We start from the raw sequence: 14,007 nt of genomic DNA on the forward strand, positions 1-14,007 counted from the left end.
TTCACCGGCAACAGCAACGCCGCTGGCTACTACAGCATCTCCGGTAACAACGTCGTGCTGACCAAAGCAGGCGCGGACTTCGTCAACGCCGGCAATCAGCTGCCAAAAATCGACCTGACCGTCACCGACCCAGAAGGCCTGAACTCCAGCAACAACGCTCAGCCAGTGGTTAACCTGCATAACGACGTGCCGGTGATTACCGTTGTCGCCAACACCCTGGAAGAAAACTCTGCCGCAGTGGGCACCGTCGCCGGTACCTTCACTGCGACCGACGAAGAAACTCCACGTGCTGGCCTGACGATCACCTTCACAGGCAACAGCAACGCGGCGGGCTACTACAGCATCTCCGGCAACAACGTTGTGCTGACCAAGGCAGGCGCTGACTTCGTCAACGCGGGCAACCAGCTGCCAAAAATCGACCTGACGGTTACCGACCCAGAAGGCCTGAACTCCAGCAACAACGCTCAGCCAGTGGTCAACCTGCATAACGACGTGCCGGTGATCACCGTTGTCGCCAACACCCTGGAAGAAAACTCTGCCGCCGTGGGCACCGTCGCCGGTACCTTCACCGCAACCGACGAAGAAACTCCACGCGCTGGCCTGACGATCACCTTCACCGGCAACAGCAACGCCGCTGGCTACTACAGCATCTCCGGTAACAACGTCGTGCTGACCAAAGCAGGCGCGGACTTCGTCAACGCCGGCAATCAGCTGCCAAAAATCGACCTGACCGTCACCGACCCAGAAGGCCTGAACTCCAGCAACAACGCTCAGCCAGTGGTTAACCTGCATAACGACGTGCCGGTGATCACCGTTGTCGCCAACACTCTGGAAGAAAACTCTGCCGCCGTGGGCACCGTCGCCGGTACCTTCACCGCGACCGACGAAGAGACTCCACGCGCTGGCCTGACGATCACTTTCACCGGCAACAGCAACGCCGCTGGCTACTACAGCATCTCCGGTAACAACGTCGTGCTGACCAAAGCAGGCGCGGACTTCGTCAACGCTGGCAACCAGCTGCCGAAGATCGACCTGACGGTTACCGACCCAGAAGGCCTGAACTCCAAAGGTTCCGACCAGCCAGTGGTCAACCTGCATAACGACGTGCCAGTGATCGCCATCACGGCGACCACCATCGTTGAAGACACCGCCAAAGTCGGCACCGTGGCCGGTACTTTCACCGCGAGCGACGAAGAAACACCGGTTGCTCAACTGAAGATCACCTTCACCCCTGGCACCAACGCGGATGGCTACTACAGCCTGTCCGGCAACAACGTGGTGCTGACCCAGAAAGGTGCTGACTTCGTCAACAAGGGCAACCAGCTGCCGAAGATCGACCTGACCGTTACCGACACCGACGGCGCCAGTTCCCATAGCACCGGCCAGCCGACCGTGACCTTGGTCGACGACACCCCAACCGCCACTAACGGCACCATCCAGAGCAACGAAGACACCCCGGTCGAACTGACCTGGGCCACCTTCGGCGTCAAGGATGAGGACTCGGCGAACCCTAAAGTGGTGTTCACCGCGCTGCCTGCCGGTTCCATCGAGTACAACGTCAACGGCGTGTGGGTCAAACTCACCACGGCAGATCTGGCAACCGCCACTTCGGCCGGAAAGGCCTTCAGCCAGGCGGACTTCGATAACCACAACGTGCGCTACAGCCCGGCGGAGAACGAATCCGGCGACAGCAGTTTCGGCGGCACCGGTGTGGGCAACAAGCAAGGTCATTACACCGAGCTGAAGTTCCAGGCCACCGACGGCAACACCAACAGCGAGACCAAAACCATCACCGTGGATATCCATCCGCTGGCGGATGCGGGGGTTGTGACTGTGACTCAGGCCGGCGCTGCGGCGCAGGGCCTGGTTATCCAAACCTGGACCGGTGGCAACCTGCCTACCGCGTTGGGCACCAACGGTAACGGCGTCGTCAAATCCAGTGATCTGATCAGCGTCATCGACGCCAAAACCGCCGCCAGCGCCGCCTCCACGGGCGTGGTTCACACCGTGAGCAACGACAATGTGGTGGCAACCACTGCGACCAAGGTCTCGGGCCTGATCTACCTGGAAGCGGGCAAGACCTACACCTTCACCGGTACGGCCGACGACAGCCTGGCAATCACCGTGGGCGGCAAGCTGGTGGCGACCGAAACCTGGAGCAGCGGCAGCTCGATTAGCGGGACGGCCTACACGCCAAGCGAGTCGGGCTATTACACCCTCGACATCTACCACTACAACCAGGCTGGCGCGGGTAACTACAACGTCAATGTGTCGATCAACAACGCCCCGTCGGTGTCGTTGGGCAGCAGTGGCATCCAGACCTACACCAGCATCGAGGCGCTGAAAGCTGCCGGTGCGGTGCTGGGCGACAGCCATGTGGTCAATGGCGAGGGCTATTACACCGGTTACGTCTACAACAGCGGCCTGGAAGACACGGTCATCAAGGTCAGCCCGATTACCGCCACGTTTGCCGATAACGACGGTTCGGAATCGCACAAGGTGGAAATCAGCGGCCTGCCGAAAGGCACCGTGATCACCGACGGCACCACCGGCCATACCTACACCTCGACTGGTTCGGGCACGCTTTACGATGTCAGCACCTGGAACCTGAAAACCCTGACGGTCACGCCGGTCAAGGATTCCACCGGTACGTTCGACCTGACCGTGAAGGCAACCTCCACCGAGGTGAGCACCGGTGAAGCGGTGACGTCGAGCGGCAAGGTGAGCATCGTGATCACCCCGGTCAACGACGCACCAGTGCTGGACCTCAGCACCGCAGACGGCGCTCTCGCCACCGGTTACAACACCTCGTACACCGAGCGTGCCGACGCCGGTGTGGCGATCACTGGCAGCGTGGGCATTGCCGACGTCGACAGCACGCAGATGCAAAGTGCGACCATCACCCTGAAAAACGCCAGTACGGGTGATCAGCTCACCTCCAGCCTGGTGACGGTGGGCGGTACGTACAAAGGCATCACCGTAACCAGCGTGGGTACTGACACCAGCGGCAAGATCACGCTGACGCTCTCGGGCGTGGCGGATTCGGCTACCTACAAGACGTTGCTCGAGTCGTTCCAATACTCCAGCACCAGCAAGTACCCGGCGACCGGTGACCGTCTCATCGATATCTCGGTGAAAGACAATGCCGGTTCCGACAGCCTGAGTTCGTCGGTGGCCACCAGCACCATCACGGTTCAAGCCCAGACGTACACCCCGGTCAAGGAGGGTGGCGGTGCTGTCGATGTCATCGACCTGAGTTCAAGCTCGTCCAACAACATTGTGATCGGTGACAAAGGCGGTATCACCACGCCGGGTACCAACTACAACATCGCGTTTATCGTCGACACCTCGGGCAGTATCGGGACGAATGCGATGACGTCGATCAAGACCCAACTGTCCAGCATCTTCGACACCCTGATCGCCAACGCCAAATTGACGGGCTCGGGTGTAGTGAAAGTGCTGCTGGTGGACTTCGACACCAAGGTTGAATCCCAAGTGTCGGTGAACCTGGCCGACCAGGCTGCGGCCAAAGCTGCCTTGCAGGCCGTGCTGACGAGCATGACGTCTAACTCGTCAGACATGACCAACTACCAGGATGCCTTCAACGCAGCCACCGCTTGGTTCAAGAGCAGTGAAGCCACCAGCAACGTCGATGCAAAAAACCTGACGTATTTCATTACCGATGGCGCACCGAACGTGTACAACTCGGTGATTAACAACACGTCCCTGGGGTACACCTCTTCCGGTTGGTTTGGCAGCTCGGTCAACTTTGACAGTAAGGTCAATGCCCTCACTTACACCTTGGGGCAGACCACTGCGCTGACCGCCACGATCTATGGCCAGACGCGCGTGATTGTTGACGGTCAGGGCAAGGTCTACTCGTGGGATTCGTCCGGCAACAAGACCTTTGAAGGTTATGTGGTATCCGACGGTCGTGGTGGTTTTGATATCAACGGGGCTTTGAGCGGCAGCGACACCGCAACCGCCAATGCCACGGCGGCCTATAAGGCGCTGCTTGCTGCGGTATCGGGCTCGAACGCAGTCGTGGTGGAAGCCATCGGCCTGGGCAGCGACATCAAGTCCAGCGTGCTCGCGCAGTTCGACAGCGACGGCAAAGTGTCCACCATCGACACCACCAAGTTGGCCGACACCATCACCGGCCACACGGCCGATACCGGTGCGGACAGCATCACTGGCGGTTCGGGTAACGACATCCTGTTCGGTGACCTGATCAGCTACAACGGTCAGGAAGGCGCTGCGGCACTCAAGGCGTTCGCGGCCGATAAACTGGGTACCACGGTTGATTTGGTCGATGACCGCACCTTGCACCAGTACGTCACCGAGCACGTACAGGACGTAGGTGCCTTGGCCAACGCGTCGAACATCTACGGCACCAGCGATGGCGGCGACACCCTGATCGGCAATGCGGGCAACGACATTCTGTTCGGCCAGGGCGGCAACGACACCCTCAATGGCGGCGCGGGCAACGACATCCTGGTGGGCGGCAAGGGCAACGACATCCTTACCGGCGGCTCGGGTGCCGATACCTTCGTGTGGCTCAAAGGCGATACCAACACCAACGGTGGCTTTGATCAGATCACAGACTTCAAGCACAGCGAAGGCGACAAGCTGGACCTGTCCGACTTGCTGCAAGGCAATACCGACGCCAACCTGGACAAGTACCTGAAGCTGACCACCGACTCGTCGGGCAACTCGACACTGAGCGTGAGCAGCACCGGTTCGTTCACCACCAGTGGTGGTACGGCCGATGTCACCATCAAGGTCGATGGCGCCAACTGGGGCAGTGGCAGCACCGCGATCAATAACCTGATCGCCGGTGGCGACCTGACCGTCAAGCACCACGACTGATCCACTGGGGCGTCAATCTTTCAGGATTGGCGCCCCATTGGCATCGGCTTCGGGAAAATGTGTGTAATCTCTGTGGGCGTCGTGCGCGGCGCCTGCAGGGATTTTTTATTGGGAGAACGCTGATGTTCTACGTGCAACGCGATCACAACAACGCTTTGGTGCGCGTCGAGGCGCAGGCCTTTGCGGAAGCCACCGAGACGCTACCGGCCGACCACCATGAGGTCCAGGCCTGGTTTGGCGGGGACGAGATCGAAAATAGCCTCAAGCAGCTCAAGAGCAGTGACCTTGAGATGATCCGCGTACTGGACGACTTGATCCAGGTGCTGACGTCCAAGGGCGTGATTCGCATCACCGACTTGCCACCAGCGGCACAGGCCAAGTTCCTGGAACGTACCCAGGCCCGGGCGGCACTGGGTGGGTTGAGCGAGCTGATCAATGATGACGAGACCGGTTTGATCTGAACCGGGTTCACCTCCTTCACGGCATCAGCGTCAAGGAGGCGCGTTTTACTTCCAGGGCGCCGGTTCACCGACCAGTTGGCCTTGTACCCCTTCAACACCCATCTCGCGGATCACCCGCAACTCCCCCTCGGTTTCCACACGCTCTGCAATCAGCGGCAGGTCGATGCTGTGGGCGGCCCGCTGGATCGCTTCGATAAAGATACGTTTGTGGCTTTCCTGGTCGATGGCGCGGATATAGCTGCCGTCGATCTTCAAGTAAGCCAGGCCCAGGTGCGCCAGGTTGCCGATCATGCTGAAACGCCCGCCGAAGCGTTGTAGGCCCAGGCTGTAGCCGAGGTTGCGCATGCGCCGGATCATCAGCTCAAGCTGGGATTGTTCGGGCACTTGTTCTTCGCCGATTTCCAGGATCAGGCGCGGGCCTAGCGCCGGGTGCTGGGCCAGGCGATCAAAGATCCGCTCCAGCGCCTGCGGGTCGTTCAAGGTGGCGGCAGAGAGGTTCAGGGCCACCGACTGGTTGTGCTGGGCCAACTGCTTGATCACCAGGTCGAGCATCAGTTGGTCCAGGCGCGCGGTCCAGCCGAAGCGTTCCAGCCATGGCAGGAAGTGGCCGGCGGCGATGGTCTGGTCCTGTTTGTCGAGCAAGCGCGACAGCACTTTGTAATGCAGCACCTGCTGGGTATCGGTGCTACTGACCACCGGCTGGAAGAACAGCCGGAAGCGTCCCTCGTTCAGGGCCGTATCGAGCAAAGTATGCCAGCTGTGCGGGTCATCGCTGACGCTGGCGTGGGTATGCTGCTCCAGGCAGACCCAGCTCTGGCCACTGCTGGCCTCCGCTTGAGCCAGGGCCTGGTCGGCCAGCTTCAGCAGGTCTGCGGAGGCATCGCCGGGGTTGTAGGGGGCCAGGCCGATGTAGGCGACGGTAGGCATGTCGGTGGCACCGGTTTCGTAAAGGCTCTGCAGGGTGGCTTCCAGTTCCTGGGCCAGTTGCAGGGCTTCGTCACGCACCAGGCCCGGTGCGAGCACGGCGAATTCACCGCCACGGCTGCGGGTGATCAGGTTGTGGGTTTCCGGGTATTTGGCGCAGGTGCGCACCAGTTGCTGGCTGACGGCTTGCAGCAGTTGGTCGGTGCGCTGCCCGCCAAGACGCTGGTTCAGGCCGGCCAGGTCGTTGACCCGTAGCATCAGCAGGTAGCCGGCGCTGGCCTCTTCCAGGTTGCTCACCCGGGAGCTGAGTTGCATCTCGAAATAACGACGGTTGGCCAGGCCGGTCAGGCTGTCCTGGTAGGACTCCACGCGCAGTTTTTCGCTACGCTCGGTCTGCTCGTGGAACAACGCCTTGAGCTTCTCCACCATCTGGTTCATGGCCTGCACGACGCGGCGCAGCTCCGGGGTGCGGGGCAGGTCGGGCAGGCTCAGGAATTCGCGACGAGCGATGGCGTGGGATTGCTCGACCATGTAGTCCAGTGGCTTGAGCTGACGGCGCAAAAGCAGGGCGCCGAGTACCGCGCTCGCCGCACCGCACAGCAGCAGCCAGCCCAGGCTACCCAGCGCGCTCTGCCACAGCTTGGCGATGGCAAACATCGGGTGGCTGACCACCTCGACCCGTGCTGCTTGCTGCCAGCCACGGCTGACGATGGCGTCACCTCCGGCTGGGGCGAGGCCGATCATCTTCACAAACCAGGCCGGTACGCCACTGGCGTCAGGCTCGGCGGCACGCTCCACCAGCACCTGGTCATTGCTCAGGTCGATCACACGGATGCTGGCGTAGTAGCCGCTGTCGAAGATCGAGCTGACCATCAGCTCGGTCATCGCCGGGTCATCAATGTTCGGGGTCAGCGACAGCGCCAGCGCGGTGGCCGCGTCCTGGGCGTGGGAGCGCAACTGGTTGACGTACTGGGTGCGTGAGCTTTCCAGGCTGACCACGAAGCTACCGCTGAAGGCGACCACCAGGAACACACAGATAGCGATCAGCAATTGTTTGAACAGAGACATCGTTGCTCCTGTTAATTATCCGAACTGGCCGGAAACCCTTCGGCGGTCATTTTTTTCAACACATCCTGCCAGCGTGACAGGCGTTTGGTATCACCGACTTTCTTATTGCCTGCCGCGCCAGTCAGCCACAGGCCTTCACCGTTGAAGGCATACACCGGCAACAGGTCGGTACGCTGGCTGGCGGGTAAAATCGGGTCCATCAGGCTGTCGAGTACCAGCGGCATGGCTTCGGGGCTGGCATAGTAGGTCAGCACCATGTGCGCGCGGTTCTGGCGCAGGGCCTTTACATAGGTGATGCGCAGCTTGTCCGCCGGGATGCCGAGGTGACGCAGGCTGAAATATTTGGCGATCGCGTAGTCTTCACAGTCGCCGGCGCCTTTCCACAGGGACTGAATGGGAGTCGCCCAATAATCGACCTCATGCCACAGGTCGATGTCTTCTTCGTATTTCATCTGCCGGTTAAAGAACAGATTGACCACCTTGAGTTGCTCAAGCTCGCTGATCTGGCGCTGCGTCGACAGCAGTTGTTGCCAGGCATCAATGCGTTGGCGGCCGGCGCCCAATGGCCCGTAAAGCGATTCTGCGCGGCGGCTGATCTGGCTGAAATCCCAATCGGCGAGCAAATTGCCCAACAGCCCGCCACCCAGCACCAGCGTGATGGCAACACCGTAGAGAATCCGAGGGAGTTTAAAGCGTATCGCCACTGCGAATACCAGAGCTTGCAGCATTGAAGGTGCGGCAATGGTGCGGTGATAGAGGGTAAAAAACAATGGCACGGTGAAATCACTTTGACGCTTTTTGTGGTATGGGTCCGTCAGTAAATTGGCTTATTTCCGCTCGTCTGAAAATATGATCAAAATATCACCAAAATAATGACACGTGCCTGGCTCTGACACAAAATGGCCCAACGAAAGCGCTTACAAAAAGACTTCGGTGAATCCTGTTTTCTTGCCGACCTCCCACGTCTTTAAATGCGCCGTGAAGGAGCTTCGGCCATGAGCCGCACTGATGATCTGTTCGCCCTCTTTGGTAAGGGCGTTTCCCGCGACCCTGAAGGGCGAAATGCGCGGTTGCACTTCTTCGGGACCATCCCGTTCGATGATGGCACCCGCGTAAATAAGAAGGATAGCTCGCGCTTTAGCGCCAATGCCCCTTACGCCCATGAACACCTCCAGCCTTTCGATGCGAGCGTACCGCGGCCTGCCGTGGTGGCATTGGTGTCCGTCAACGGCGGTGTCGGCCGAAGCACCTTGGTGACGGCCCTGAGTAGTGGCTTGCAGCGCCTCGGTGAATCGGTGGTCGCGCTGGACCTTGACCCTCAGAATGCCTTGCGCCAGCACTTCGGGGTGGATCATGAGCTACCTGGGATCGGCCGTAGCAGCCTGGTCAACGTTAACTGGCAGACCCTCCTGCAAACCGGGTTCGCCGGATGCCAGGTGGTGCCGTTTGGCGATATCGATATGCGGCAACAGGAAAACCTGCAGCGTTGGATGGCCCGTGAACCCAATTGGCTTGCGCAGCACGTATCGGCCCTCGGCCTGAGCGAACGCGACACCGTGATCATCGATACGCCTGCCGGTAATAACGTGTATCTGCATCAGGCACTGAACGTAGCCGACCACGTGGTGGTGGTGCTCGGGCCGGACGCCGCTTGCCTCGGCACCCTGGACCAGATGGATGCACTGCTGGCGCCCTACCTTGGGCGCGAGTGCGCGCCACGCTGTCATTTCGTGATCAACCAGTTGGATGAGCATTCTGCGTTCAACCTGGACATGGTCGATGCGTTCAAGCAGCGCCTGGATGAGAACCTGCTGGAGATCGTGCACCGCGACCCGTCCATCAGCGAAGCGCTGGCCTTTAGCACAGACCCATTGGACAACCTGGCCAGAAGCTCGGCCAGCGAAGATATCCATGAGCTTTGCCAGCTGCTGCGCGCCTCCCGAAACGCACGTGCAACGGCGGCCTTATAGGCTTAGTGCCAGATGCTTATGCACAATCGGTTGGATGCACCTGTCACGTAACAGCCATTTTGTGGAGCGGTTCTCAACACCTCGCAACTGCCTGTTTTTCGTGCGCTTTTAATAGGCGGGCAAAAAATGATCAGTGTGGCTTTTGGGCTGTAATACAGATGGCTTAAGGCTCTGTAACGATTCCATCAACAGAGTTATCCACAGGCGGAGCTGCGACAATTTTGCCCTTTAATCGCGCTCGGCGAGCACCATCAAGTTGCGCGGCGTCAATGCCGCTTCGCAAAAGCTGCCCACCTCGACCCTGTAGCCGTTTTCGGCCAGGAATAATGCCCGATCCAGGACCAGCCACAACTCCAGCGGGCGCCGAAACAGACCACGCACCAACTCCAGGTTCCTGACCTCGGCCAAGCGTCGCCAGCCGTATGCCTCCAGCGCCACCCAATCCTGTTCGCCTGTGGATAACCCTTTGAGGTTTGCCAGCGCCAGGCAGTAGTCGGCGAAGGGTTTGTCCAGCCATGCGGCGGGCAAGGACGGCGTGGGCAGGTACTCGTCACAGCCGCGCAGTTGGCGTTGCAGGTGGTCGAAACCCAGGCGCCGCGCCATGGACGTATCCCGTTGCAGGCGCACACGATTGCCGGCGGTGACGGTTTCGCTCAACGGCAGGCCCAGGTCATCCACCGACAAGCGCAGCAGCGAGGCACGGCCTGCGATGGACAGTGGCTGATAGGTGTCGGCGCTGATGCGGTTGTAGCAGCAGGGCGCGACTGCCAGTTGTTTGCAGCCGACGCTGTTGGCCAGTTGCAGCAGGCGCACATGCAGGTCGCCGCAGGCGTGCAGGGCAACGGGAGTGTGTTCGGCGCTCAGTGGCCCATCGTCCATCACGTTTTGCAGGCGATGGGTCACGGGTAGGCCGTGGTGATCGCTCAGGCGCTGGCCGGCGGCAATCAGCGCCGGGTCGTATTCCAGGCAGGTAAGCCGTTGCCCGGTTTGCAGCAGGCGTCGGCCCAAGTGGCCTTTGCCGGCGCACCAGTCCAGCCAGTGCTTGGGCCTGTGCGCAAACTGCAGGGCGGCGCCAAAGGCTTCGATCTGTTGCCACTTGCGGCCGGGTACATCGACGTTCAGGCGATGGCGTGCAGCCGCCAGGGGCTGGGTTGGCAACTTATCCACAGCGCTGAGTTGGCAGGCCTGCACGGCGAGTTGTGGAAACGGCGCGGGAGCGGGCAGGTGGTGTGGGTGGTTGTGGATGCTGTCGGCATCGGCCAACGAGCGTTGGCGTAGCCACTGGGCCAACTCAGGGTGTTGGGCTTCCCAGGGCAGATGCAGATGGGTAAAGGGCCGTGGTTTCCACAGCCCTTGGTGCTCAATCAGAAAGGCATCCAGTGCCTGGAAGCGTGCCTCAACGTCCCTGGCAAGCATCGACACGCAGCCAGCGTTCCAGCAGTTTGAAGCCGCGTACCAGGATGTAGGCCATCAACAGGTAGAACAGGCCGGCGGCGAAGAAGATCTCCACTGGCAAGTAAGTGCGGGCAATGATGGTGCGCGCCATGCCGGTCAGTTCCAGCAGGGTAACGGTACTGGCCAGGGCGCTGGCCTTGAGCATCAGGATCACTTCGTTGCTGTAGGCCGGCAGGCCGATGCGCGAGGCGCGCGGCAGGACGATGTAGAACAGCGTCTTGGGCTTGGACATGCCCAGTGCGCGCGCGGCTTCGATCTCACCGGGCGGGATGGCCTGGATCGCGCCACGCAGGATCTCGGCAATGTACGCGGCGGTATGCAGGGTCATGGTGGCCGTGGCGCACCAGAACGGATCGCGCAGGTACGGCCACATGAAACTGGTACGGATGGCATCGAACTGCGCCAGGCCGTAGTAGACCAGAAACAGTTGCACCAGCAACGGCGTGCCACGGAAGAAGAAAATGTAGGCGTAGGGCAGGGCGCTCACGTACCAGCGGCGCGAGGAGCGGGCGATGCCCAACGGGATTGCCAGCAGCAAGCCGGCTATCACGGCGATGGCCACCAGCTCAAGCGTCAGGGTCGCGCCCTGGGCCAACTTGGGCAGCCACTTGATGATCACGGCCCAGTTCAGGCCCAGGTCGAAATGCGCCAGCCAGCTGTAGTCGCCGCTCATTGGGTGCTCCTTGCAAAGCCGCGGGCGGCGCGTTTTTCCAGGAAGTGCATGCCAGTCATCGCCAATACGGTGAGGCCCAGGTACATGAAGGCCGCGACCATGAAGAAGGTGAACGGCTGCTTGGTCACTGTCACGCCGATTTGTGCGTGGCGCATGATTTCTTCCAGGCCGATCACCGATACCAGTGCGGTGTCCTTCATCAAAATCATGAACAGGTTCCCCAGCCCCGGCAGGGCGATGCGCCACATCTGCGGCATGATCAACCGGGTGAAAATCCTGAACTTCGACAGCCCCAGTGCTACACCGGCTTCACGGTGGCCCTTGGGAATGGCGAGGATCGCGCCGCGGAACACTTCCGTGGCGTAGGCACCAAAGCACAGGCCCAGGGCGATGACCCCGGCGGCAAAGGCGCTGAGGGACAGGTCGGGGTTACCAAAGAACTCCCCGAGGGCACGCATCAGGTTGACCGTGCCGAAGTAGATCAACAGCACCCAGAGCAATTCGGGAATGCCACGAACGATGGTCGAGTAAGCGCCGCCAAGCCATTGCAACGGCTTGTACGGGGATGTTTTGGCCAGGGCGCCGGCCAAGCCGAGCACCAGCCCCAGGCATAAAGCCGTGAGCGCCAGTTTGACGGTCATCAGCGCGCCGGCGGCAAGCGCGGGGCCGAATCCGTAGAGATCGAAATTCATGGTGTTTTCATATCGCGGCAGGCATTGCAAAAAGCCGGCGCGCTCAAATGAGCGCGCCGGGCATACCGTTCAGATCATTCGATGCTGAAAGGGAAGTACTTGTCGTTGATCTTCTTGTAGGTGCCGTCTGCCTTGATCTCAGCCAGGGCTTTGTTCAGGCGCTCGCGCAGTGGGTCGCCCTTGCGTACGGCGATACCGATCTTGTCGCTCTCTACCACCGGGTCGCCCTTGAACTCGTAGGCCGAACCGTCTTTGCTCTTGAGCCATTCGTACTGCACGTACTTGTCGGCGAGGATGCCGTCCAGACGCCCGGAGGTCAGGTCGAGGTAGGCGTTTTCCTGGGTGTCATACAGCTTGGCTTCGGTTTCAGGCAGCTTGTCTTCCAGGTAAGTACCGGCCAGCGTTGCTCGCTGGGCACCGATTACTTTGCCTTTGAGGTAGGCCGCGTCGGTCTTGAAGTCGGCGGTGGCTTTAGGTGCGATGAACTGCAGCTTGTTGGAGTAGTACGGGTCGGTGAAGTCCACGGCCTGCTTGCGTTCATCGGTGATGGACAGCGAGGACACCAGGAAGTCGAACTTCTTGGCGTTCAGGGCTGGGATGATGCCGTCCCAGTCGGAGGTAACGACGCCGCATTCGACTTTCATCTTGGCGCAGAGGGCGTCGCCGATGTCTTTGTCGAAGCCGACGACTTGGCCGCTGGCGTCTTTATTGTTGAACGGCGGGTAGGCCGCTTCGATCCCCATTTTCAAGGTTTCTGCCATGGCCGTGGCGCTGAACGCCATCGAGACGGCCGCGGCCAGAAGGAATTTTTTATAGTTCTGCATGCATGTTGCTCCGTTAGCGGTTGCTGGACATGAATTGTTTGCAGCGCGCCGAAAGCGGGTTATCAAACACCTGCTGTGGCGATCCTTGCTCTTCGACCAGGCCTTGGTGGAGGAACACCACTTCACTGGACACTTGGCGGGCAAAGCCCATCTCGTGGGTGACCAGCAGCATGGTGCGGCCTTCTTCGGCCAGTGCGCGGATCACATTAAGTACTTCCTGAACCATTTCCGGGTCAAGGGCGGAAGTGGGCTCGTCGAACAGGATGACCTTGGGCTGCATCGCCAGGGTGCGCGCAATGGCGGCGCGTTGTTGCTGGCCGCCGGACAATTGCGCAGGGTAGGCGTGGCGCTTATCGCTGATACCGACCTTGGCCAGCAGGGCTTCGGCCACTTCTATCGCTTCAGCTTTGCTCTGGCCAAGCACGCGGCGAGGGGCCTCGATGATGTTGTCGAGGATGCTCATGTGCGGCCACAGGTTAAAGTTTTGAAACACAAAACCGATTTCGCTGCGCAGGCGGTTGATCTGTTTGCCGTCGGCGGCCATCAGCTCGCCGTTTTTGGCGGCCTTGAGCTTGAGTTCTTCGCCAGCCACCAAAATCTGGCCCTGATGCGGGTTTTCCAGCAGGTTGATGCAACGCAGGAAGGTGGACTTGCCGGAACCGGAGGAACCCAGGATCGAGATCACGTCGCCGTCGCGAGCGGTCAGCGAGATGCCTTTGAGTACCTCCAGCTCACCATAGCGTTTATGCAAGTTGCGGATTTCTAGCGCGGGCGTGGCCTCGGCCATGGGGGGTCCTCATTGTGTTCGTTGCGTTCGACGCTGTTGGGCCGCCTTCCTGGCGAGGCGCCAAGCTAGCATAGCGTTTATAGGGCAGCCAACAGCGCGGCGGACGGTAAGCGGGCGGTGTGCGGCAGGGTGTCGCATCGGCACAGCAGCGTGTCGCGCCATCAACAACCGAACATCCGTTTGAACCCGAAAAACCGCAGGCTTCGCGTAAAAAAGGGCGCGATGGTGCCAGCTTTGGTCGGGTGTTGGAAGGGTCAATCGGGCAAACGGTGCATATCAGCCCT

The 14,007-nt window shown here is 60.4% G+C and carries 10 protein-coding genes; 3 read left to right on the forward strand and 7 right to left on the reverse strand.

The window, feature by feature from the left end; all coding sequences use genetic code 11:
• A partial coding sequence (locus ACLD1Y_RS27665; protein WP_429480880.1) for a beta strand repeat-containing protein occupies positions 1 to 4,869 on the forward strand: 4,869 nt, incomplete at its 5' end.
• A 122-nt stretch (positions 4,870 to 4,991) separates the two neighbouring features.
• Entirely contained in the window at positions 4,992 to 5,330 is a 339-nt protein-coding gene (locus ACLD1Y_RS27670; protein ID WP_429480881.1) for a tryptophan synthase subunit beta, read from the forward strand.
• A 45-nt stretch (positions 5,331 to 5,375) separates the two neighbouring features.
• Here ACLD1Y_RS27670 and lapD read toward each other — a convergent pair whose 3' ends face one another.
• Complete coding sequence (gene lapD / locus ACLD1Y_RS27675; RefSeq protein ID WP_429480882.1) at positions 5,376 to 7,322, reverse strand: cyclic di-GMP receptor LapD; 1,947 nt, start codon at positions 7,320 to 7,322, stop codon at positions 5,376 to 5,378.
• Between the two features lie 11 nt (positions 7,323 to 7,333).
• The gene (lapG, locus tag ACLD1Y_RS27680; protein ID WP_429480930.1) at positions 7,334 to 8,050 is read right to left on the reverse strand and encodes a cysteine protease LapG; all 717 of its coding nucleotides are present in this window, start codon (positions 8,048 to 8,050) and stop codon (positions 7,334 to 7,336) included.
• 267 nt (positions 8,051 to 8,317) lie between these two features.
• On the opposite strand from lapG, the gene bcsQ reads away from it, so the two are divergent.
• Positions 8,318 to 9,292, forward strand: coding sequence for a cellulose biosynthesis protein BcsQ (gene bcsQ / locus ACLD1Y_RS27685; RefSeq protein ID WP_429480883.1), 975 nt, complete (start codon positions 8,318 to 8,320; stop codon positions 9,290 to 9,292).
• A 228-nt stretch (positions 9,293 to 9,520) separates the two neighbouring features.
• On the opposite strand, the gene ACLD1Y_RS27690 is transcribed toward bcsQ, so the two are convergent.
• From ACLD1Y_RS27690 to ACLD1Y_RS27710, 5 genes are all read right to left on the reverse strand, one after another.
• On the reverse strand, positions 9,521 to 10,708 hold the full coding sequence (locus tag ACLD1Y_RS27690; protein WP_429480931.1) for a methyltransferase: 1,188 nt from the start codon (positions 10,706 to 10,708) through the stop codon (positions 9,521 to 9,523).
• Positions 10,689 to 11,378: an ABC transporter permease gene (locus ACLD1Y_RS27695; RefSeq protein ID WP_429480932.1), complete on the reverse strand. Its 690-nt coding sequence runs from the start codon at positions 11,376 to 11,378 to the stop codon at positions 10,689 to 10,691. Before ACLD1Y_RS27695 ends, ACLD1Y_RS27690 begins: the two co-directional genes overlap by 20 nt.
• A 38-nt stretch (positions 11,379 to 11,416) precedes the next feature.
• Positions 11,417 to 12,112 (reverse strand): ABC transporter permease, encoded by a 696-nt coding sequence (locus tag ACLD1Y_RS27700; RefSeq protein ID WP_053253867.1) that lies wholly within the window; start codon positions 12,110 to 12,112, stop codon positions 11,417 to 11,419.
• A 74-nt stretch (positions 12,113 to 12,186) separates the two neighbouring features.
• The gene (locus ACLD1Y_RS27705) at positions 12,187 to 12,936 is read right to left on the reverse strand and encodes an ABC transporter substrate-binding protein (RefSeq protein ID WP_429480884.1); all 750 of its coding nucleotides are present in this window, start codon (positions 12,934 to 12,936) and stop codon (positions 12,187 to 12,189) included.
• A gap of 13 nt (positions 12,937 to 12,949) precedes the next feature.
• Positions 12,950 to 13,723 carry an ABC transporter ATP-binding protein gene (locus ACLD1Y_RS27710; protein ID WP_084380961.1) on the reverse strand — a complete coding sequence of 258 codons (774 nt, stop codon included), beginning with the start codon at positions 13,721 to 13,723 and terminating at the stop codon, positions 12,950 to 12,952.
• Between the last annotated feature and the right edge of the window lie 284 nt (positions 13,724 to 14,007).

Source organism: Pseudomonas sp. 18175, assembly GCF_050432925.1.
Taxonomy (GTDB): Bacteria; Pseudomonadota; Gammaproteobacteria; order Pseudomonadales; family Pseudomonadaceae; genus Aquipseudomonas.